Annotated in this window: 24 protein-coding genes and 3 pseudogenes; 2 read left to right on the top strand and 25 right to left on the bottom strand. The window is 39.7% G+C overall.

Annotated features, from left to right (window positions below):
* Nucleotides 1-107: 107 nt before the first annotated feature.
* The 20 genes and pseudogenes from LI164_RS14405 to LI164_RS14315 form a co-directional block, all read right to left on the bottom strand.
* Nucleotides 108-2,435: an ABC transporter permease gene (locus LI164_RS14405; protein WP_008791691.1), complete on the bottom strand. Its 2,328-nt coding sequence runs from the start codon at nucleotides 2,433-2,435 to the stop codon at nucleotides 108-110.
* A gap of 14 nt (nucleotides 2,436-2,449) precedes the next feature.
* Nucleotides 2,450-3,115, bottom strand: a complete 666-nt coding sequence (locus LI164_RS14400; RefSeq protein WP_055221864.1) for an ABC transporter ATP-binding protein — start codon at nucleotides 3,113-3,115, stop codon at nucleotides 2,450-2,452.
* Nucleotides 3,116-3,266: 151 nt separating this feature from the next.
* Nucleotides 3,267-4,298, bottom strand: coding sequence for a sensor histidine kinase KdpD (locus tag LI164_RS14395; RefSeq protein WP_055059560.1), 1,032 nt, complete (start codon nucleotides 4,296-4,298; stop codon nucleotides 3,267-3,269).
* Complete coding sequence (locus LI164_RS14390; protein ID WP_019162604.1) at nucleotides 4,295-4,984, bottom strand: response regulator transcription factor; 690 nt, start codon at nucleotides 4,982-4,984, stop codon at nucleotides 4,295-4,297. The genes LI164_RS14395 and LI164_RS14390 overlap by 4 nt, the downstream gene beginning before the upstream one ends.
* 208 nt (nucleotides 4,985-5,192) lie before the next feature.
* On the bottom strand, nucleotides 5,193-5,333 hold the full coding sequence (locus LI164_RS14385) for a helix-turn-helix domain-containing protein (protein WP_227087310.1): 141 nt from the start codon (nucleotides 5,331-5,333) through the stop codon (nucleotides 5,193-5,195).
* A 144-nt stretch (nucleotides 5,334-5,477) separates the two neighbouring features.
* On the bottom strand, nucleotides 5,478-5,624 hold the full coding sequence (locus LI164_RS14380) for a hypothetical protein (RefSeq protein WP_227087309.1): 147 nt from the start codon (nucleotides 5,622-5,624) through the stop codon (nucleotides 5,478-5,480).
* Nucleotides 5,625-5,827: 203 nt separating this feature from the next.
* On the bottom strand, nucleotides 5,828-6,730 hold the full coding sequence (locus LI164_RS14375; protein ID WP_005330857.1) for an Rpn family recombination-promoting nuclease/putative transposase: 903 nt from the start codon (nucleotides 6,728-6,730) through the stop codon (nucleotides 5,828-5,830).
* A gap of 307 nt (nucleotides 6,731-7,037) precedes the next feature.
* Nucleotides 7,038-7,112 (bottom strand): annotated as a pseudogene (locus tag LI164_RS14370) (ATP-binding protein); the annotation flags it as partial.
* Between the two features lie 363 nt (nucleotides 7,113-7,475).
* Nucleotides 7,476-7,790 carry a type II toxin-antitoxin system RelE/ParE family toxin gene (locus tag LI164_RS14365; protein WP_005330854.1) on the bottom strand — a complete coding sequence of 105 codons (315 nt, stop codon included), beginning with the start codon at nucleotides 7,788-7,790 and terminating at the stop codon, nucleotides 7,476-7,478.
* Nucleotides 7,780-8,073 (bottom strand): type II toxin-antitoxin system RelB/DinJ family antitoxin, encoded by a 294-nt coding sequence (locus LI164_RS14360; protein WP_005330852.1) that lies wholly within the window; start codon nucleotides 8,071-8,073, stop codon nucleotides 7,780-7,782. Before LI164_RS14360 ends, LI164_RS14365 begins: the two co-directional genes overlap by 11 nt.
* Nucleotides 8,074-8,224: 151 nt before the next feature.
* Nucleotides 8,225-8,389: a hypothetical protein gene (locus LI164_RS14355; RefSeq protein WP_005330850.1), complete on the bottom strand. Its 165-nt coding sequence runs from the start codon at nucleotides 8,387-8,389 to the stop codon at nucleotides 8,225-8,227.
* Between the two features lie 545 nt (nucleotides 8,390-8,934).
* Nucleotides 8,935-9,135: a hypothetical protein gene (locus LI164_RS16385; protein ID WP_005330848.1), complete on the bottom strand. Its 201-nt coding sequence runs from the start codon at nucleotides 9,133-9,135 to the stop codon at nucleotides 8,935-8,937.
* 259 nt (nucleotides 9,136-9,394) lie between these two features.
* Nucleotides 9,395-11,260 carry a hypothetical protein gene (locus tag LI164_RS14350; RefSeq protein ID WP_227087308.1) on the bottom strand — a complete coding sequence of 622 codons (1,866 nt, stop codon included), beginning with the start codon at nucleotides 11,258-11,260 and terminating at the stop codon, nucleotides 9,395-9,397.
* A gap of 63 nt (nucleotides 11,261-11,323) precedes the next feature.
* Nucleotides 11,324-11,386: pseudogene (locus tag LI164_RS16510) on the bottom strand (hypothetical protein); the annotation flags it as partial.
* A 384-nt stretch (nucleotides 11,387-11,770) separates the two neighbouring features.
* Nucleotides 11,771-13,147 (bottom strand): sensor histidine kinase KdpD, encoded by a 1,377-nt coding sequence (locus tag LI164_RS14340; RefSeq protein ID WP_005330846.1) that lies wholly within the window; start codon nucleotides 13,145-13,147, stop codon nucleotides 11,771-11,773.
* Nucleotides 13,135-13,797 (bottom strand): response regulator transcription factor, encoded by a 663-nt coding sequence (locus tag LI164_RS14335; protein ID WP_005330845.1) that lies wholly within the window; start codon nucleotides 13,795-13,797, stop codon nucleotides 13,135-13,137. The genes LI164_RS14340 and LI164_RS14335 overlap by 13 nt, the downstream gene beginning before the upstream one ends.
* A 14-nt stretch (nucleotides 13,798-13,811) precedes the next feature.
* The gene (locus LI164_RS14330) at nucleotides 13,812-14,552 is read right to left on the bottom strand and encodes a lantibiotic immunity ABC transporter MutG family permease subunit (protein ID WP_005330844.1); all 741 of its coding nucleotides are present in this window, start codon (nucleotides 14,550-14,552) and stop codon (nucleotides 13,812-13,814) included.
* A gap of 1 nt (nucleotide 14,553) precedes the next feature.
* Nucleotides 14,554-15,285: a lantibiotic immunity ABC transporter MutE/EpiE family permease subunit gene (locus LI164_RS14325; protein ID WP_005330843.1), complete on the bottom strand. Its 732-nt coding sequence runs from the start codon at nucleotides 15,283-15,285 to the stop codon at nucleotides 14,554-14,556.
* Nucleotides 15,278-15,991 (bottom strand): lantibiotic protection ABC transporter ATP-binding protein, encoded by a 714-nt coding sequence (locus LI164_RS14320; protein WP_005330842.1) that lies wholly within the window; start codon nucleotides 15,989-15,991, stop codon nucleotides 15,278-15,280. Before LI164_RS14320 ends, LI164_RS14325 begins: the two co-directional genes overlap by 8 nt.
* 78 nt (nucleotides 15,992-16,069) lie before the next feature.
* Complete coding sequence (locus LI164_RS14315) at nucleotides 16,070-16,258, bottom strand: hypothetical protein (RefSeq protein ID WP_005330841.1); 189 nt, start codon at nucleotides 16,256-16,258, stop codon at nucleotides 16,070-16,072.
* A 391-nt stretch (nucleotides 16,259-16,649) separates the two neighbouring features.
* On the opposite strand from LI164_RS14315, the gene LI164_RS14310 reads away from it, so the two are divergent.
* Nucleotides 16,650-16,889, top strand: coding sequence for a DUF6061 family protein (locus tag LI164_RS14310; protein ID WP_003505342.1), 240 nt, complete (start codon nucleotides 16,650-16,652; stop codon nucleotides 16,887-16,889).
* A 209-nt stretch (nucleotides 16,890-17,098) separates the two neighbouring features.
* Here the strand turns inward: LI164_RS14310 and LI164_RS14305 are convergent, their stop codons facing one another.
* The 5 genes from LI164_RS14305 to vanR all read right to left on the bottom strand — a co-directional run bounded on the left by LI164_RS14305 (nucleotide 17,099) and on the right by vanR (nucleotide 21,669).
* The gene (locus tag LI164_RS14305; protein ID WP_003505350.1) at nucleotides 17,099-18,340 is read right to left on the bottom strand and encodes an ABC transporter permease subunit; all 1,242 of its coding nucleotides are present in this window, start codon (nucleotides 18,338-18,340) and stop codon (nucleotides 17,099-17,101) included.
* Nucleotide 18,341: 1 nt separating this feature from the next.
* Complete coding sequence (locus tag LI164_RS14300) at nucleotides 18,342-19,229, bottom strand: ABC transporter ATP-binding protein (protein WP_003505354.1); 888 nt, start codon at nucleotides 19,227-19,229, stop codon at nucleotides 18,342-18,344.
* A 140-nt stretch (nucleotides 19,230-19,369) separates the two neighbouring features.
* Nucleotides 19,370-20,434 (bottom strand): sensor histidine kinase KdpD, encoded by a 1,065-nt coding sequence (locus LI164_RS14295; RefSeq protein ID WP_003505357.1) that lies wholly within the window; start codon nucleotides 20,432-20,434, stop codon nucleotides 19,370-19,372.
* Nucleotides 20,435-20,447: 13 nt separating this feature from the next.
* Nucleotides 20,448-20,957 carry a VanZ family protein gene (locus tag LI164_RS14290; protein WP_015526351.1) on the bottom strand — a complete coding sequence of 170 codons (510 nt, stop codon included), beginning with the start codon at nucleotides 20,955-20,957 and terminating at the stop codon, nucleotides 20,448-20,450.
* A gap of 16 nt (nucleotides 20,958-20,973) precedes the next feature.
* Nucleotides 20,974-21,669: a VanR-ABDEGLN family response regulator transcription factor gene (gene vanR / locus LI164_RS14285; protein ID WP_003505360.1), complete on the bottom strand. Its 696-nt coding sequence runs from the start codon at nucleotides 21,667-21,669 to the stop codon at nucleotides 20,974-20,976.
* A 182-nt stretch (nucleotides 21,670-21,851) separates the two neighbouring features.
* On the opposite strand from vanR, the pseudogene LI164_RS14280 reads away from it, so the two are divergent.
* Nucleotides 21,852-22,290, top strand: a pseudogene (locus tag LI164_RS14280) (tyrosine-type recombinase/integrase); the annotation flags it as partial.

Here is a 22,290-nt window from a genome sequence, read left to right as displayed (position 1 = left end):
AAGGCTGTAAAAACAGGAACAGCCAGCCCGAAAGAATTTACGGACTGGCTGTATCAGCAGAGTAATGTAATTGTTGAGCTGACCGAGATATGAAAAACTTTCTATCGTCAATTTCGCATTATTGCAATAACAGATTGCTTCTTCCATGAATGAATAAGCAATATTGTCATCAAACTTTCAAGCATAAACATAGCAACAGCAAAAAGAGTAAAAGCAACAACCGGAAATACAAATCCCGTAGACATGCCTGCATTTTTCAAAAATATACCGATTGCATATCCGCCGGGGATTCCAACAACAGCAGTTATAAGCAATGCAATCAAAGTAGTAAAAAGACCTTCCATCATAAATGCTTGCTCCAACTGCTTATTTGTCATACCAATAGATTTTAGTGTGCCCATTTCCTGTTTCTGTGATAAAAGATTTGTCACAGTAAGATTGATTTGATTGATAACCGCAAATATCCACAAGATGGCTGCAATCGCATAAGCTAATGTAAAACCTGCACGATTGTCTGATTGGTGTTCTACAATAAAATCTTGAAGGGTTTGTAAGCGAACATCCCTATTGTCAGAAACGAGTAATTTGAGTTCTTGCTCGATTATCTCCTGATATTCAGCTTCTGCTTGTATTTCGATTGCGTATGTACAGTCATAACCTGCAAGTTCTTTGAGCATATTTTCCGGCATTCTGAAAATATAGCCACCCATTCCATCATTGCTGGAAGTGATTGCACCAATTTTGAATGCTTTTGTTATTGTTTTACCACTATGATTTTTGAAATTAAAGGTCACAGTATCCCCAATTTGAGGTTTCCAATGGTAAACATCATAAATACGTTCGGGATCACTTACAACTAATTCTGTATCATCAGTAATATTTCCAGACAAAACCGCTGCATTTAGCGACGCCAAATCCTTTTCATTATAGCCGAGCATCAAGGTGCTATCTGAAATATCATTGTCTGTTGAGAAATCAACTGGTACGGTAGCATAAGTAAATATATTGCTAACTCCCTCTATATCTCCAACACGCTTTACATAATCAGAAAAATATTCTTTCTGCAAGAGAGCATCCAAATTTTCACTTTCGTTTTCTAAATCAATGCTGATTTTGAAATCTCCGTACTTCATATCCCAATAACGAGCCATACTCTCGGCATTAAAAGAACTCTGATAACTTGCTGCAAGGAAAAATATAACTCCGCACAGTCCCAATGATAAAATGGTCAATAGAGATTTTTTTCTGTTTCTGGAAAAGCTGATTTTCGCTAAATATACAGGCGTAATACGATGTCTTTTGTGAGTGCGGTAATTTACAATTCCCACTGGATTCTTCAGGGCGGAAATTGGAGAAGTATTCGCTGCAATTTTTGCTGGTTTACGAACACTAATATAAACAAGCAGTATTCCAAAAAGGCATGCGCCACATAGAGAAACAATAAATGCAAATACTGACCAGCCTTTTGATTGCAGACAATAGCTGATGATCGTTCCCATGATACTACCAATTAAAATCCCCGGAACTGCAAGCATATAACCCTGTTTAAGAACTATTTTATAAATTTGCTTTTTACTTGCCCCTATTGTCCGAAGCTGTCCGAACTCAGCAACTTTTTGTCCAACCGAAATATAGAAAATGCTGTAAATTACAAGTGCGGCAGCTAAAAACAAAATGGCAGCAACTACACCATATACCGCATAATTACTGAAGGACAAAGTTGTATTTACATAATCATAGTAACTGCTGACTGTCCAATTATTCAGTCCAGTCTCCTCTGAAATTTGAGATAATATTTCTGTTGCTTCGTCTTTTGTAAGGGTATCTGCATTTTCAAGCCAAACATATCCATTAAGCAGGTCATTTCCACGTAATTCCCGGCATTTTTCAAGTGAAACAAAAACAGGATAAGCGGTAGAAGTTTTATCATGGTAAATACCAACAATAGTATAATTCTTCAAAGTACCATCCAGATTCAACTGAACTATGGCGTTGATTTCCGGAGACTTATTTTCACTGGCAAAAAAGGCATCTGTAACAGCAATTTCACTTGCTTTCTCTGGATATTTTCCGTCAAAGGCAGGAATCAAACTAAGCATGTCATCATCATAATAAATCAGAGACAGTTCTTTAGAATTTTCTTTCACTGTTTTGATATTACAGGAAAGTCCTACACTTTTTACTTCTTCGTTTGCTAAAAACTTTTCTTTACTGTCCTGCGTAATGTCAAAGAAAATTCCTTGATGTAATCCTTCGATTTCTTTCTGATTTTGATAAATGATATTTTGCACTGTGAGCAACGACATCATTATCATAGCAACGGCTACAATAATTGCCGAAAGGCAAAATAAGTTTTTCTTCTTATCAAAACGCACACTTTTTCGTGCTAATTTTTTAATTACTGCACTGGTATCATTTTCAAAAGGATAATTCATAATTCCCACCTCCTTTAGCCAACAATTTTACCATCTTCAATCCGTACAATGCGGTCTGCGAGTTGAGCGATCTCGTTGTTGTGAGTAATCATTACAATGGTCTGATTAAATTCTCCGCTGGTACGCTTCAAAAGCCCTAACACATCTGCACTGGTCTTGCTATCAAGATTTCCGGTCGGTTCATCAGCAAGGATAATCGCAGGCTTCGTAATTAAAGCTCGTGCAATCGCTACACGTTGCTGTTGACCGCCTGAAAGATTGTTCGGCATATTTTCCAGTTTATCTTCTAAAGCCAACATATACACAACTTCGTCCATAAATTTCTGGTCTACTGTATCGCCATCCAGTTCCACAGGCAGGACGATATTTTCATATACATTCAAAATCGGAACCAGATTATAATTTTGGAAGATAAATCCGATGTTACGACGGCGGAAAATTGTCAATTCATCATCATTCTTTTTTGCGAGTTCTTCTCCCCGTACAACCACGCTGCCGGAAGTGGGGGTATCAAGTCCTCCCATCATGTGAAGCAATGTAGACTTACCGCTGCCGGAAGTTCCAACTACGGCAACAAATTCTCCCTGTTCCACAGTAAAATTTACACCATTAAGGGCACGAGTAATATTTGGTTCTGTGCCGTAATACTTCTTTAAGTCGATTGTTTGTAAAATGCTCATATTCAAATGCTCCTTTCAAGGCTTTCTATCTGTTGATAAAGCCATTGTAAACCACAAATGTTACACAAATGTCCGAGATAGAAAAAATTTTTATCGAAAATCAGGGTGAAATGTTACAACGCTCGGACATTTCAAAAAAAGTGGTTATATCTTACCTTACAGGAAGCATAATAGAAAATTCTGAGCCTTGCCCCAGCTCTGAAACGACCTTGATATAGCCCCCTTGCCTTGTTACAATCTCACGAGCCAAATACAAACCTATTCCTACACCCTGTTGATCATGTACTTCTTCCTCACGATAGAAGCGCCGGAAGATGGCAGCCTGATTGTTTTCTGAAATGCCCTTGCCGGTGTCGGTCACTTTGACCTCTACGTACATTTCCCACTGAACCACTGATACAGAAATCTTTCCACCTGACGGAGTGTATTTTACTGCATTGTCCAGCAGATTGAAAAGGGCTTCGCTTGTCCACTTGCTGTCATGGGAGATTATCAAATTTTCCGGGCAATCCACAGATACAGCAATTTCTTTTTTCTCTGCGGCATATACAATACTGCTCATGGCTTGTGCAAGCGTATGGAATAAGCTGCTGTCTTTCTTTTCTAATCGTATCGCTCCGGTTTCCAACCGGGATGTTTTAACCAGTGCTTGGAACAGAAAATCCAGTTTATCAGTCTGACTGCGTATGCCTTGTAAAAAGTCCATCCGTTCTTCTTCTGAAACAGGCTTTGTTAAAAGTGTGTCCGTTACCATTTGCAAATTGCTGACAGGCGTTTTTACTTGATGCGAAATATCAGAAATCAGCATTTGAAGCTCCTGTCGTTCCATGTCTACCTTGTGTCGGTTTTTCTGCATAATCTCATACAACCGGATTAAGCGGTGGTTGATACGGGCAAAAAGAGTTTCACTATCATTTGACTTTTGTAATTCCTCGTTTCCATCAATCATGTTGTCCAGCGTCCGGCACAAATTAGAAGTAAAATGAGAAAGGCGTTTTCCAAAAAACAGCACCAATAGCCAAATCCAGAAAAATGCACAGAGTGTCAATGTTCCACCCGCTATGAAAATTCGTGTATCCTGCATTATACCGCCGAAAATACCAGTAATTACCAGCATAGAGAAAACCATGCCAGTACTAATCAGTCTACAAATTTTCTTAGCAGAAAGGTTATTCAGTTTCATTTCTTTTCGCCTCCTGTCCATTGATAACCCATACCGTAAACCGTTTTGATATATGTGTCGCCATCCGCTTCAATCTTACTGCGAATGCGGCTGATAGAAGTAGTAAGGGTATGTTCATCTACATATTTTTCATCAATGTCCCACAGTCTTTCCAAAAGTTGTTGGCGGGTAAGTACCTGCTTCGGATTTTTAAGAAATAGGTTCAGCATTTTATATTCCATCGCAGAAAGCGCTAATGGTTTCCCGTTCAAACTTGCAAATTGTTCCGAAAAATCCAGAAACAGGCTACCATCCTCGTAAATATCCTTAGCTGGTTTGTGATGTTCCAACATAGCGAACATGGCTTTGATCTTTCGCTGCAAAGCACTAATCGAAAAAGGTTTCGTGATATAATCCACTGCACCAGCTTCATATCCTCGTATCTGATCGCTTTCCTGATCGTTGGCAGTTAGAAATATAACTACTGTATCAGGATGCTCTGGCTTGATAAGACGGCATAGGTCATAACCATTTCCGTCTGGTAAATTTATATCCAGCAATACCAAATCAAAAATGTTTGTTTTTAATGATTCAGCGGCTGTCCTTGCATTCAGAACAGAAGTTATTGTGTAACCGTCCAGTTCCAAATTATAAGTAAGCGTTTTATTCAAAAGATTATCGTCTTCGACAATTAAAATCTGCTTCATATTGTCACTTCCTTTTCTTTTTGCAGATAGTATAACAGGCAAATGTCCGAGAATTGTTACAAGGACAAATATATTTTTCATTTTACAGCTTTTTTCTGTGTACTGCAATTTTATAAAAGAAAGGACAGCAGTGTCAAATTGCTGTCCTTACGGCTTATTATAGCTGGTAGTGTATAAGCGTGGGTTCATCATATTTGGTGTGGTATCTTTAACTATGGGAAACTCCGGTCTCCCACTTCGATACTGCCCGGTCTGTTACATTCAGCTTTTCCCCGAGAGCCTTCTGTGTAAGCCCTTTTTCTTTCCTACACTCTGCAATAAATGTTCCGGTCGCTTTTGAGTTCGCCATATCACAACCTCCTTCGTTATCCTGTAAATAAATTCTAGCAGACAGGCTCTAAAAAAGCACCCTACCAGTGGTAGAGTGCCCTGTAATCCCTGTAAAATGAGCTTTTATATAAAAATTCTTTACACAGATACATGAAATTTTTTATTAGTCATCGATTCCAACCATTACAGATGTTGCTTCAATAACTGCGTAAGCTGCCTTTCCAACTTCAAACCCAAGCTCTTTGATAGAATTCATGGAAATTGTGGAGCTGATAATATTCTCCCAACTGTATTTTTTAACGTATATCACGTTTCTTTATTATACTTGCCGGGGAGCCAGAAAAGCAACCGTTTCTAACAGATTTTTAGTCGAAAAAAGATTGTGTATCGCTCTCAAATGAGCTATTCTAAAGCCAAAATAGAGGATTTATGTGTCGCAGAGTGCAACACTCTGCGACACAATATTGTTATTAATCAAATTCTGCCACCTGTATCTCAAAGTCTATCTGCGTGCTACAATTTCAACTCCTTTAACAACCGCCCCTGATAATCAGAATCCTCGACGGCTCGTTTTAAATCATCTATTCTTCCAAGTTCTATCAACCGCTTATGCAATTCATTAATCTGTTTTGCACCTTCTTCCCTGCCAATTCGCTCGCCTTCTTCTCTTCCAATCCTGGTCGCATAATGGAGCTGCGCATACTTATCCCGTTTATACTTCAATCTCGTCTCATACTCCAGACGCTTCTTCTCGTCCGCACTGAGTCTGTCCAGTTCTTCATACGCTTCTCCAAAATACTCGTCCTGCTTTGCCATCTCTTTTAACTCCTTCCGGCTCTTTGCATTAAGGAATCGCATCCACCTTATGATCCCTTCTTCATTTTGATCTTCCGGTGGTAATTTTCCCAATTCCAACACATGAATCTCCATAACATCTGTATAAACTTCTCCCGTCTTGGTATCACAAAATGTAATCTTCCGATAGCACCTGCTATCCTCCGGGAAATGTACAAAATCCAGGATACTGACATGGATGCATTTCTGAATTTTGTCATAATCATCGCCTTTATGAATCTGATCTGTGACCATCTTGCTCAGATAAAACACAATGCGCTTTTTCCAGAAATCAAATTCTGCCACCTGCATCTCAAAGTCTATCTGTGTACCATCATGCATTTCAACACGCACATCCAAAACCCCATATTTATCATCTTCATACTCTTTTCTGAGTACGGTCGGCAATAATCTTGTCTCCTTGATTTCTTCCGGTCTTACTCCCAACAACGCTGCAATAATTCCTTTTCGTACCTTTTCATTTCTCATCAGTTCTTTGAAACAAAAATCCACGGTTGGAAGCATGATAAACTCGTCATCTGTGCGGTTCTTTTGTACCTTAGTTCCTGTTCTTTTTGACATATACTCTCCTCTCCGACAACTTCCTATAGTCTGAGAAAAGATTATCTAAAGATATTTTACCATATATTAATAGTATATTCCAGTTGGATATGCTATTCTTCAAATAACATTCTGTGTCGCACCAGGTTTCTTCCCAGCCTATATTCACTTGTCACACGTTCATCACTTTGGAATAACGCCCGATACTCTAAGCCTCCGAAATGAATGAAATTAAATAGATACCTTTGGCAGATAACAAGAATCGTCATCCGCGTGACGTTAGAATAACACATATAGTATAGCTTTGCAATAAAATTTTTCATATATGTCAGGTAATCTCATCTTTCTGCTTTGGTAGCTCTACAACAAATCTGCATCCACCATATTCGCGGTTTTCTGGTTTTTACATCTTCCTCTTGGTCTGTAGACACTTCTTCTCCTTCTGCACAAGTCTACAGTTCTTTCAGGAATTCTCCGATATCTTAATTCATGCAGACAGACTTTCTCGTTATTTCTGCAGATGCATATGCTTCACCCTGGTTCCATCCGTCATGGACGATATTTCCACAGGCAATACAAGACCATTTTCCGAAGCTATTGCTGATATCAGGAGCCGCCACAGCCGAATCATCTGTTACAGTCTCTGGTTCAGCCTTTACCTTTAAATTCTTTTTCGGCTATAAATCTCTCCTCCTTCCCAAAAAGGTACAAAAAAAGACCCTCTACGGTTTTACAGTAAATGATCTTTTTATTGCCAAGATTCAATTTATATTATTCTGTTTTCATAATCTTGTAACTCATGGAAAATATCATCCACATATACAACATCATTTTCTATTCTGTACAACATAAAATATCTGTGCTGTTGAAAATTTATTCGACGATATCCAAAACTCTGTAAATGTGGATTGTCACATATTTTCAAACTACTCGCTACATACTTTAACCTTTTTACAGTATCCTCAAAATCATCAAGCACATTTCTTGCTGCCTGTTTATTTTTCTTGGCGAAAAGCAGATACTGTATAAACTGATTCAAGTCTTCTTCTGCTTCATCTGTTACAACTACTTTATAATCCATATTTTCCTCTCATATCTGAAATCACATCTTCCGCATTTCGGTAATTTCCCTTTTTTGAAGATTCTCTGGATTGTTCCAGTCTTTGAAGCATCTCTTCTTCTGTCATAGATGTATAAGGATTATGCACAGTTCGTTTTATTTCAAATGGAAATCCATTATATGCAACCGCCTGCGTTAAAAACATCCTTATTGCTGATGTCGTATCAGTTCCAAGATCTTTAAAAAGCTGATCTGATTTATTTTTTAAGTCATCGTCTACCCTGATCTGAATTGTACTTGCCATTTTAGATACCTCCTTTTTTCTTCATTATAATGCCATTTTATTGCTAATTCAATACAATTGTATTGATATTTCACTTATTTCGATGCACTTATCTAAGATAGTGGGTATGGAATCTTGGATTACAATTGAGGCAAGTACAATAAAAATACAATCAGCACAGCTTTTTCTTTCTGTACTCATTTAGTTCCTGACGTCCAATGATTGGGATACCAGGATAACCATCTGCCTGTGTCCTGATTGCCGGAGAGCTTGCCTGAATATGAAATACCCAGTTCAATTCGCTCGAATCTCTCGGCCAGAATCCATTGATCAGCATAGCTTCCTTGAACTGGTTATTGTACAGATAAATCTGGGTACGTTTACTCCGCCTTTCTGGTTTGTAATGGATATCACTTTACACATATGTTGTTTCTCCTGTTCTTTCATCAAAATTCTTCATCACGGAATGCTTCCAGATATTCATCAAGAAGATCCAGATTAACTAATACAATTCGTTTGACATTCTTCACTTATCCGGCTTCGTACGGTGCTTGGTAGTTTAGCAAATAAATTGCTTATCTCTGCTTACTCGATTAGAAATCGTTTCGATATTTACTTGTAATCTTCATCGCCTGCAATTCCTGCAGTATCCGTTCCTACGGATTCTTCAGAAGTAAGCGAGATTTAAGATGTGGACATTCTTGCATTTCTGACACTTCACACTCAAATATCCGGTTGCGTCTGAAAAAACTCTCTGTATCCTGAACCCGCAAGTCGGGCAGAGAATATCACGCTCTTTCAGGCTTTCTGCTTCTAGTCTTGACAGAAGCAATCTCTTTTGTATTTCAGGTGCTACCTAAGTCTGTATATGAAGTTTTGGATTTATCTTGTAGTTTGCGAATATCCGTACAAATAGAAAAAGCCCTTTGAGAAAAGGATTTTTCCTCTCTCAAAGGGCAAGTTGACAAAGCTCTGCTTGCAGCTCCTTTCGCATTTCCTGCAAAGCTCGTTGTATTTCTTCCTGCCACGCTCATCAAGAAAGAACGCCCATTCTCTCTTGAGGTATTTCGGCATACGGGGCATAGCGGGCACCTCCTTTTCGCTGCCTAATTGCCGATTTGCTCCCGAAACGCAGAAACGCCCAAAACCTGACCCCGCTGTATGGTTTCGGGGCGATTTTGGGCGTTTTCTTTCGATATGAGCGGCTTTGTTTTAGCGGCGATATCCTTTACCGCCAACCATTCAAAAGCCGCTGTTTGTCACTTCCCGGTAACAAAAAAGCGCCGTATTGCTACGACGCTTTTGTCTTGCTCGTAAGATGGAGCAAGGGAACGCTATTCAATTATCTGTTGTACTTTTTCTTCCTGCTTACAACCGTTGTGCCAATGGCTGCACAGCCGCTGATGAACAACAGGGCAATCCACAGTGCAAGGTTGCTTGTATCGCCGGTCTGGGGACTCTTATCGGATGTTCCCGGTTTGGTACTGGCAGGTTTTTTCTCAAGAGCAGCAATCGCATCTTCGATAGTCTTTGCCATCTTGTCTACTTCGGATTGCTCCGTAATATTTTTACCACGGACAACAGCCTTGACAGCAGCTTCCACACTGGAGAAATCCTTGTAGTCATTCTTGTTTAGTGCATTTGCTTTGGCAATGGCTGCATCAACCTTAGTGTAGTCAGCACCCTTGTATTGCAGGGCAGCAATGGCATCTTCAATAGCCTTCGCCATTGCGTCAACTTCGCTCTGTTCAGTGATGTTCTTGTCACGGACAACAGCTTTGACGGCAGCTTCCACGGCGGTGAAGTCCTTGTAGTTGTCCTTGTTCAGTGTATTTGCCTTGGCAATGGCTTCGTCGACCTTAGTGTAGTCGGCAGGTAAATAAGTCATTGCAACCGTCTGCGTATGCGTTGCCACATCGGCGGTAATCGTTATATTGCCGGTGTATGCTTTGCAGTTATCGGCTGTTACTTCAACAGGGTAAGTTCCTGCTTCCAAACTGACAGAGCCGGTAACCTCCTGACCATTCACTTTAACAACAACATTGGTCAGACCGTCTGGCGTTACAACGAAAGAAACCGGATAGACAGCCTTTGTGATAAAATGAACATTTTTATAAAGTGCAAAGTACTGAGTACCGCTGGAAAGCAGGTCAATTTCTGTTCCTTCCGAGTCTACAGCTTTTGCATAGTTCAGATGATAGCCATCGGCTATCACAGGCACACATTCATCGAAAATTGCAGGGATATTATTCTCATTCGTATTCTTTGCATCAATCTCTGCTTCTTCTACGGTAAAAGTACCGTTACCGCCCATCGGGAATTTACCGTCAGTGGTTACTTTGGCGCCTCCTTTGAGCAGAATATTGCCTTTTGCCCATATTGCACCGTCCGCAGTAGAGGTACAGTTTACCTCGCCTCCGTTAACCGTCAGATCACCTGCAGCATACAGACCGGGATAATAGCTTGTTGCTTTAACTTTAGATGCAGCAAGTTCAATATCGCCGCCGTTCCCTTCTTGATCTTTCCAGATATATGCTCCGTTGCGTCCGTCCTGGGTTGCCTTAAGCGTAACATCGGCGTCGTTTACAATCTTCAGCCTATGGGCATCGATTCCGGCATACAAGCCGATGGAATCCACTTTTGCCCCGTCAATTTCGACCGATCTTCCGACTATGCCCAATCCGCCTTCAGCGTTTATTACGACCTTTGCTTTATCGGAAATCTTGACGTCAGCCCCTGCGCTAATTCCATCGTAGGTACTTCCGTTAACATTGATTACCAGTGTTCCATCACCGGTAATCTCGACAGAATTGCCGGAATTGGGGGCTATTGCTATTCCTCCGCCGGAATAGGTTCGGGTAATACTATTTGTCCCGGTCAACCGTATCTTCAACGTACTGGGGATAGTCGTTTTAATACCGTAGTCTGACATGGTGTCGCTGTCAAGGGTAGCATTGTTCAAAGACAAGGTGTGAGTGGTCGGGTCATAGCTTACTGTTCCGCTGCAAAGATTATCCTTATTCTCAGACGTGACCTGTACGCCGTCTACCCAGATGTCGTAGACTGTGGGTTCCGCTGCCAGTGCTGTGGCAGGCAGGAGTCCAGCTACCATTACAATGCTGAATAGGATTGCAAATAGTTTTTTCTTCATAACAGTTCCTCCATTTTTTAATTGTCCGCTATTTACTTCCTCCGACAGCGGACACACCGGAGATGACAGAAGGTTTAACCGGAAAAGATTGATTTGCCGGTCGTGGTTAGGACTTCAATATCAAACCACCATCCTTCCGACAAACGCAAAAAGGATATAAATCCCCCACCCCATAAATATACAGCAGTATTATATCAGATTTTTTCCGAAATCTCAAGCGGTTTTCAGAATATTGCTCTCGTCTTCCTTAAAATAACAAAAAAAGATACAGATACTGTCATTTTCTCAGTACCTGTATCCTCTTAACTTTATGATAGTAAAGTATAATTACACATTATTATATCAAGAACAGCCTCCTTAGATAAGAATATAAATGATATCTTTACTGCTGTTAATGGGAATGCCTTTTACAATATTCATTACTCTTTTATACTTTTATACTTCTTCCAAAGAAGGAATCCTACATATACTATTACAGCAAACGTAGTAGTAATGTCTATCAAAAGGCTTTTACATATTAGATAAAAGCATGTAAAATTTCTTTTACATAGCTTAATTGCGGTCTATTTAGCTTGTTTCTTGACTACTCAGGAAAAATATTTCTACCCTCGCCCCACCTGTATTTTCAGAATTTGAAAGTTTAATACCTCCACCATATTTTTCAGCCACAGTTTTTGCAAAAAATAGTCCCATCCCATAATGGGCTTCGCCATTTCTACTTGTGTCATCCATAAAAAACTGCTCTGTGCCATGCAATAATGCTTCTTTTGTAAATCCTGATCCGCTATCCTCCACAATGAATGTCAGCCGGCCATCCTGCTCCTTTGCGTCAATATAAATGATTCCATTTTCTTTTGTATGCTCCACTGCATTCTGAATCATATTCATTACGGCCCGGAACATTGGATCATAAGCAATCGTTACCTTTTTATCACTTTGTCCCGCCTTCCAATCTATTTTCTGGTGATAGATTTCTACCAGTCCGAGTGCCTGTTCCTTTATATCTGCGAAAAAATCTTCTAACCTCACCGTTGTATAGGTAACATCACTGCAATTCCATGATTTTGTGACATCTATCAACTGTTTTACATAACTTTGTATCTGTGTTGTGCCGTTCAAAACATAAGTGATATTATTCTTCTGTTCTGTGGTCAGTTCAGTCTCTGAAAGTAGTTCTGCATTTCCCCGTACAATCGTAAGAGGTGTTTTAATATCATGCGCCAAAGCAGACATCTGTTGTTTCTTTTCCTGCTCTGTTTTCCACTGCTTTTCTAAAGATTCTCGCAATGCATCTCGCATATCATCGATTGCCGATAAACAGTCATCAAACTCTTTGATACCGGAACAGGATGTCTCATATTCCAGATTTTGATCCTTTATTTGTCTGATTGCGTCTAATACAGGCTGCATCTGCTTTTTGATTCTTTTTCCAAAACGTATGGACGGAATGATGATAATCGCTACCGCTCCAATCACTGACATAATACTCATCACATTCTGTGGTCCTATAAAATGCTCCCTCAAAAAAGCTGAATGATATTGAGGTGTCAGGCGATATTGCAATACAACATATTCATTTTCCCTTACAATTACTTTATAAAAATATTTCCCGGATGCGTTTCCGTACTTTGCAACATTCCATGCTATCTGTTCGTATTGTTCTGACAGATCTCCACCTATTTTCTCTCCATTCTCTGAAAAGATTACATAATCACAAAGTGCAGGAATCATCTCAGCAGTTACTTTATCCGCACGTAAAATCGTATCATATGCTTCATTAATCTTTTGCTCTGCATAATTCGCCGGATAGATACAGCCCACACTAATCAAAAGGTACAGCAGCAGCCAAGCAACAATCACCAAACCTACTAATGATCCAAGCATGACCAGTACATATCTCATAAAAATCCAGCTGAGTGCATTGCTTCTCTTTACTCTTCCCATTTATATCCAATCCCCCAGACTGTTTTTATCGGTGTATAATCATAATCCGCAAATTTTGCTCTTATATTTTTGATATGCGTGATAATGGTACTGTCATTACTCTCACTGTCAAAACCAAAGACCTCTTCTAAAATCTGTTCTTTCGAGAAAACCTGTCCCCTGTTTTTAGCCAGAAATTCACAGATTTCGTACTCTGCTTTCGTAAACGGAAGTTCTTTATCATCCATCAACAGTTTCTTTTGAGACATCTGAATGCAGACTCTCCCTAAAACCATCCGGACAGAATGTTCCCTGTGCTCTCTTCTAAGATGTGCATTGATCCTTGCCCGAAGTTCCATCACTCCAAATGGCTTTGAAATATAATCATCTGCTCCTAAAGAAAGTCCGTTTACCAGACTGTTTTCCTCCGTTTTTGCCGTAAGAAACAAAATCGGACAATCCACAAGTGCCCTGATTCTTTTGCATAATTCAAAGCCGTCCATTCCAGGCATCATAATGTCAAGTAAAATCAGGTCATAACGATGTAATTCTTCCATATTAAGTTTCAGCGGATTACTTACTTTGGTAACCAGATGTCCATCCTTATTCAAAATGCTTTCTATCATTTCCAGAATTGCCGGTTCATCATCAACTGCCAGTATTTTTGCCATAGTTTCCCTCGATTCTATTCCGATATTCTGTTTCCTTCCCAGTGGTTTACCCACCAAAAATAGTATACCATACTAATCCCTGTAAATATTAAACAACCTGGTATGAATGACAACCATTCACCTACACTAGTTTCTCCCAATACAGATTGCAGATAAGTATATGGTACTCTACCCGTCCAGCAGACAAATACATATTTCCACACATAATCTCCAAGTCCGGTAAGCATCAATGCACTAATTAGTCCTGATATAATCCCTGCTCCAATGGATACCCCTTTTCCAAACTGAAAAGCCAGAATCAGCTGCCACAGATAAAGTGGAACACTGCTTCCCCACAGCAGCAATGCTGCAAATATACATCCTTTCATGATTTCGATATCGCTTGATGCGATTCTTCCAAATCCAATTCCGAATATGATTGCTGTCAATAGGATAGAGCACAGACACAAAACCAGTAGCATCAACAGTTTCGATAAAAATGCTGCAGGTTTATCCGGTAAAGACAACAGATTTTGAAAATCACCTGCATTTTGTTCCTGTTCCATCACACTTGCTGTAAAAATTCCAATAAGTACCGGAAGTCCTGCTCCTATTGCCTGATAAAATGCAATCACTTTCATATTTTCATTCCATGGTGAAAAAAAGTAATATATTAAAAATATAACGCTAGTTATAATCGGAATCAGTAAGTGTGCCAGAATCACAGATGTTCCTTTCATCTTTCGCAAGTCTGCATTAAGAGATCTTCCAATCATCTTATTTCACCTCTCTTCTCTCAAACCATTTCAAAAACAGAACCGTTACAAAAACAAACCAGATGATTGAGAGACACATTCCCGGAACAATGACTCCCGTATCCAAAAGAAGATTCCCTGCTTCTGCGGCAAGTCCATTTGGTAAAACATGAAGCAACGGGCACATCATTCGCATAGGGATTGCAGAAACAAGTACATACCAGATTCTGGTTTGTGATATTACCACACCGCTGACGGTAATAAATAGGCAGACGAACAGGTTTACAATCATTCCAAATCGTTCACTTAAAAATAAAGCTACCGGAATCTCCCATAACTCAGAAACCGTCAGAAACAATACTGCAATCAACGCTCCTCCAACTGGAACATGTGTCGTTAGAAGAAAGCCTCCAAGCGTTGCTCCTGCAAACACAATCACATTAGAAAACAAAATCATGTACCCAATATAAATAATTTTCCCCAGCAACAATTTTCTTCTGTCTGTGGGAATAGTCATTAAATGATAGTATTTTATCTTTTTCTCCTGCGCCACAGAAAGATAACAAAATAGAGCAATCATCCCCGGCAGCAAAAGTGTATACCACCAGTTCCAAACACTTTCTGCATAAGCATTTGTCATCCCAAGAGTAAATATAAATGCCATGACAAATGTAAGAAGAGGAAATCCCCAGATAAACTTTTTTCGCATGGTTCTTTTGGCTTTTTGATGTTCTGCTTTTATAATATTAACCATGGATTTCACCTGCTTTCTGGTTTTTTCTTACCACATTCATAAACAAATCTTCAAGATTATCTCCCTGCTTTAATGCTCCTTCGTATCCTAAGATTCCACCTGAAATAATCCCGACTTTATCTGCAAGTAACTGTACCTCTGAGAGAATATGACTGGAGAGAATTACAGTGATTCCCTGTTCTGGAAAAGACCGGATCAGCTCTCGTAATTCCTCGATGCCTATTGGATCTAATCCATTCGTAGGTTCATCCAATATCAAAAGTTCCGGTTCTCCAAGCAATGCCATTGCAATGCCTAGCCTTTGCTTCATCCCCAAAGAAAACTGTCCTGCTTTCTTCTTTCCGGTGTTTGTAAGTGATACAATCTGCAAGACCTCATCAATTCTGTTTTCATCTGTACCAATCAATAATTGTCTTACCTTCAAATTCTCTCTGGCGGAAAGATTTTCATAAATAGGCGGATTTTCAATTAACGCTCCTATTTTTGATAAATCTTTCCTATCCAAAAGTTTTCCATCAAAGTAAATCTTTCCTGCAGTTGGTTTCATCATACCGGTCAGCATTTTCAATGTGGTAGATTTACCAGCGCCATTCGGTCCAAGCAGTCCATAAATCTGTCCCTTTTCGATATTAAGTGAAACATTATTTACCGCTTTCTGTTTTCTAAAATATTTACATAGATTTTGTGTCTGTAACATCATTTCCATCTTTACTATCCTTCCTTCTATATTTCATTTCTTACTGAAATATAACCTAACAGAAAAAAATAAAGATTTGATGAAGATTTATTCCCGTATGGAATAAACCATCAATTGAATATCATTATCAGAACTCGGCTTTCCACTGAAATCAGCAAAGCTGTTACAAATACGAAGTCCTAATTTACAGAATATCTCCGTGATTTCATCCAAACTATATAACCTTATAGGATTTCCTTCTTTCATTTCAGGCTTATAAAGTGCTTCTCCATACATATAGTCTACCTGCCCATATATCAGCGTTTTTCTATCCTTCTCCCATTCAAAAGCAGATAATGTAAGTCCCTTTTCTCCTGCATCCCATAACTTGCAAACCTGAATTGAGATTTCATATATTCCAAGGGATTTAATAACTGTTATATTTTATTATCAAATATCTCTCAATCCCTTGAAAACACAAAGTTTATCGCAGGTGAGCTTTCCCTTATTGTTTCCCTTGCGTTATATCGTCCCACCAGTGTTTACGAACTCTGATAAGGGCAAAAACAAGGGCAAGAAAATTATATAAAACAGTATAACACAAAATAAAAGTGACATTGTGAACTGATTGAAATGCTTCTGATTTTTGCAACAAATGATTGATTTAACGATAAGGAGATTTGATACGATGAGAACAATATTTGCAGAATACAATCCCAAGCGCAACAGTATTGATGTTTACACCTCTGTTGGCTATATGCTCCGCATTGACTGTTGGGAAGCTGAAAAGAACTTAAAAACCACACCAGGATCAGACTGTGCATTAAACGCACTCGCCATTGATGAACCTCTTGAATATGCCAAATTATATCTTGATGGAAATTTGCAGATGTGGGTAGATGCGGAAGACTCATTAGATATTTTTTAATTTTTAAACAAATACAACAGTTTAAATCGCTATTAACCACAATATTTCCGGAAAATTCATCATAGGTTTGTGCAAATGCAAAGAAACGGCGGCTCTGAAAATCAAAGCCGCCGTTTCATAGGCGCGTGAAAATGTGTCTGCTCTGCGACGGCTTTTTTTCTTTTGCCGTCGCGCTGCAGATAACCTATTCGTTCTATTTTGAACTTCTTTTATGCTACCTGATGTCTGCAATAGGAATGAATCGCCAAGAATGTAAACACAAATAATTCAATTCCTGCCGAAATCAAAATAACATGCGGTGTCCAGAAACTCATTCCACCGATATTCAGATAATTGAAATCTGCAAGCTGAGAAAGGAAATTGTTCTGCATACCAATTCCGGCAGATGGAAGTATGGTAGAGAGCCATGTTGCTCCCATCGCTACATAAGCAAAAAGCGGCATGAGAAGAACTACAATAGAGATCAGCAAAACTGTCAATGTGTCTTTACATTTTGCAGACAGGAACAACGTACAGCTAACCGTTGCTAATACAGAAAGTAAGCCCGCTGCTGCGAGAATTATCTGCAACTGCCCCAGATTGATGTTTGGCAGATTAATGATAGAGTATCGCATCTGAAACGATGTTTTTAAGCAATCCGTCCCGAACGCTGCATCTAAAATCAGAATGTGTATCGTGATCCCGACAAGGAAAGTAACAACGAAAAGTGTAAATGCCGCCAGAATTTTGGTAATTGCTAATTGTTTATGCCCGTATTTGGTGGTTCGCAGGATGCTGTCACCGCCCGTTTGATATTCTCCGGCGAAAGTAGATGCTGCGATTGCCACACACAAAATAGCAAGGAACAAAATATAAAACTCAATATAATCAAATGCATCTTTTGAAATTCCAGAATGAAGATAAAATGGCGTATCAAGTTCTGAATATTTTTCAAGAGCTTTCTGCTGTGCGGTTTCGTTTTCTCTTTGCTCATTCCGCATGACATCCTGTAAATGTTCTGCGCACTTTTCATAATAGGCTCCGTCAATGTCATTCGGGTCAATATCCATTAAATCAGCACCAATGCCTGTTACTGGATCAGCAAACGCTTCGGACAGACCCATCAGCAAGTGACGGAACGGGACGATTTTTTCAATAAATACAGCCAGAGGAAAGCCCTCTTCCTCGACTGGCCCATATTCTCGAACGCAGCTTTGATAAGTTTCCAAAGCCGATTTGATCCTATCCGGGGTCACTTCACCAGCGGATGTTTTATATAAATCTTGTTTGTACTTGATAGCTGCCAAGCCATCTAATTCTGTAACCGTGCCATCTTCGTTTGGACGGTTAATACCCTCAAATGAAATAGGCAGGTATGCCATGGCTACGGAAAGCAAAAGTGCGATTGCAAGTAAAATCAGGGTGCGCCGTGACTTCAAAATACGTTTTAGTTCAAGTCTAAAGAGCCGCATATTATCTGTCCTCCTTTTCCAAGTCTGTCTGCGGGAACAACCACAGATACAGATCTTCCAATCGTGGCTCCGTTGTAACAGCCCCATCAATTTCCGAATGTTCGGACAGATAACGAATAGAAACCTGATTGTGATCTTCGCCTCGCTGATTGATAATGCGCAGCCGCATTTCACATTCCGGCAGCTTTGAGGTCGGAATTATGCAATTCCAAACCTTGCCCTCAATCCGCTTGACAAGTTCTGCGGTAGTTCCGACATCAACAATTTCTCCGGCTTTCATAATTGCGTTGCGCGTAGAAATATATTCTATGTCAGATACGATATGGGTGGAAATCAACACGATTCGATCATGCGAAAACTCGGAAATGAAATTCCGCAGACGCACGCGCTCCCCGGGATCAAGTCCTGCTGTCGGTTCGTCCATGACAAGTATCTCCGGGTCGTTCAACATAGCCTGCGCAATACCAACACGACGCTTCATGCCGCCTGACAGATTGGAGATTTTTTTCTTTTTCACATCGGAGAGCGAAAGAATGTCCAACAAATGATTGATCTTTTGGGTGGTTGCCCTTGTAGGAATATCTTTCAGCGCAGCCATATACTCCAAATAATCTTTGACCGTAAAATCCCGGTGATACCCAAAATCCTGCGGCAGAAAGCCAAACTTGCTTCGGTAGACTTCACCTAACTCTCGAATGTCTTTTCCGTCATAGTAAACCGCTCCGTTGGTTGGTGTCATAATATCAGCAATCATGCGCATGAGCGTGGTTTTCCCTGCACCATTCGCCCCCAAAAGTCCCCAAACGCCGGGAGTCAATGTCAGATTGACATCATTTACTGCTGTTTTGTCTTTGAACTGCTTGCTTAAATGCTCTATTTTCAGTTCCATGCTTACACTCCTTTCTTTTGCTTCAGCTGAACAATAAAAAGCCCTTGTTCGATAATCATTGTACCGAACAAAGGCTTTTCAATCTCAAAAATCACACGCTTAAATTCCTAAGTAATTCCTAAGATCACATTCTTATTTTCCTAAGCGGAAAGTGGTAATGTAATCACAAAGTCTATGGTTTCGTTTTGACTGGATGCAGTAATCTTTCCACCATGTAAATGTATAATTTCTTCCGCAATAGAAAGACCAAGTCCCGCACCACCTGTATTAGAAAGCCGAGCATCATCCAAGCGATTGAATTTTTCAAATATACTGTTAAGCTGTTCCTGTGGAATTGTTTTTCCATGATTTTCAAAAGTGATCTGAATATCATGCTCTAACCGTTTGGCGGATATAGTGATTTCTGTCTGCGGGTAACTATATGACGCAGCATTTCGTAAAAGATTACTGAAAACTCTCGCCAGTTTTTCAGGGTCAGCGTTCACGGATAAGTTATCCTCCGCAGTAAATACCGCTGTATTGCCATTTGCGGAGAGTGTCGGATATATTTCATCTATTACCTGCGCAATCAGACAATGTAAATCCACAGTTTCTTTTTTGATAATAACCGTATGTGCATTGTACTTGGTAATTTCAAAAAGTTCATTGATGAGCTTTTCAAGGCGCTCTGCCTTATTCAACGCCACTTTTACATACTTTTCCTTTTGCTGTTCAGGCATGTCAGGGGCTTCATGGAGCAGGCTCAAATAGCCGATTACTGTTGTGAGAGGGGTGCGTATATCATGTGCCAGATACATAATAATTTCATTTTTCTTTTCTTCTGCCTGCTTTGCAGCCTGCTTGCTCAACAGAACAGACATTTTAATCTGATTGAGCTGTTCCTCCAGTTCTTTCAGTGGCTCAGACAACGATACTGTATGATTGTTCTGCTCATAGACCGTTTGGGTTGCGTCAATTACTTCATCCAGATAGCCCCACGGCTTTTTCCAATAGTAATTGAAGATACATATAAAGCCGAGCATCAGATACAAAATAAAAAGCAGATCAAGCCGCCAGTAGAGCCATGCAAAAATACCGTTGTCAAATTTTGAAAAGATGTAGTCCAAGATAAGGGTCAAACCATATCCAACAACGGTATAAACCAGCAATGATAGGTATAAGCGCACTTTAAGGCGCTTTTCTGTTGTCATTTCTTTATTCGACATGAGAATACACCTCCTACCGATTAGCAAACAGAAGAAAGCCAAGCAGACCAATCACGACAACACTTACTATGCCTGCCAGAATGGAAAACAGTCTGTTTGCTTTTATTCTATTTCCGATTAACCGGGCTGCCATCGAATATACAGCAAGCCCCAAAAGACCACCTGCCGTATTTGTAAGTACATCAGTAATATCAGAACGTCCGACTGCTAAGATATACTGCATAGTTTCCAATAAAAAACTTGTTCCAGCAATCAGCATGAACTTCACATATAATTTTGTTCTTGGCAGAAGCATTTGAAGATAAATGCCCATAGGAACAAAAATCAAGAAATTTTCGAGTACCTCTGTTAAGTGAAATGCTGCGCCAACTTCTTTGTCATAGTGAAAAGGAATAAGGTTTATACTCCTTACTTTATCCAGATCACTGATTGAAAACTGTAGTTTGAACAGTATGATCCAAACCAGAAGTGCCAGATAAATTAAGAATAAAATAGTTGCCAAACAATTTGATTTTCTCTTCATAGCGTTCTCCTTTCGCTTAAATTTTGTAGCCGACACCCCAAATCGTTTTAATATACTGCGGAGTATCGGAAGTATCGTTCAGTTTCTCGCGCAGATGCCGGATATGCACAGTAATTGTGCTGCTGTTTTTAGAGTAGTATTCATCTTTCCAAACCGCATGAAACAGTTCCTCAATGCTTACAACATTTCCAGCACTTGACAAAAGGACGTGGAGAATAGAAAATTCTGTCGGGGTTAGAGAAACAGGTTCCCCGTCTAACAGACATTCATGGGTCTGCACATTCAAGCACAATTTGTTATAGGAAAGTTCCGATGGAATTTTCTCTGTGATGATACCGGGTGAATATTTCTTGTAACGTCTTAACTGCGCTTTCACTCTGGCAACTACTTCAAGTGGGCGAAAGGGTTTTGTCACATAATCGTCCGCTCCCAATGTCAGCCCCGTTATTTTATCCGTTTCCTCAATTTTAGCCGTTAGCATTATGATTGGATAAGTGTATTTCTTTCGGATAAGCTGGCAAAGTGAAAAGCCGTTCATATCCGGGAGCATAATATCCAGAATGGCAAGATCAATGTCGCCGCTTTCAATACACGACATGGCATCCGTTGCGCAGTAAAATTTATAAACGACGTAATTTTCGTTTTTCAAGTAGACCTCCAACAGATCCGCTATATCTTGCTCGTCATCTATAATCAATATCTTTTCAGACATATTTTCAGCTCCTTTGTTCATATATCCAATTAAGTATAGCAAATACAACATCTAAATTCACAATGGATTGCCTGAGAAATTATTAAGATTTTCCTAACTTTCGAATTTAGGCAACTCAAAATGCTAACGTAAATTACATATCAGTTTTTTATGTGTCATACATATTCTCCAATATACTTCCATACCAGACGGATGAGGTTGACCTGTTTTCTGATGATGACATGGATGGCGATATACAGCCAATTCCACGAGAGGATTATGAAAGACTGATTGAATTTCTACAGGATTACAATCCACCGGCAATACTTCCAATCCAGATAGCTTATTATGCAGGACTTCGTATCGGTGAAGCCTGTGGTCTGGCATGGCATGATGTGAATCTTGAAGAACAGTGCCTTACAATCAGACGCAGTATCCGATATGATGGTTCAAGGCACAAGAATATCATCGGACCAACCAAACGAAAAAAGGTAAGGATTGTTGATTTTGGAGATACACTGGCAGAGATTCTTCACACTTCCCGAAAGGAACAACTTAAAAACCGAATGCAGTACGGAGAACTTTACCACAAAAACTACTACAGAGAAGTAAAAGACAAAAACAGAGTTTACTATGAGTTCT

The organism is Dorea sp. 210702-DFI.3.125, from assembly GCF_020560945.1.
GTDB classification, from domain to species: domain Bacteria; phylum Bacillota; class Clostridia; order Lachnospirales; family Lachnospiraceae; genus Dorea; species Dorea formicigenerans.
Note: the sequence above shows the minus strand (reverse complement) of the source record. Positions and strands in the feature narration are given on the sequence as shown.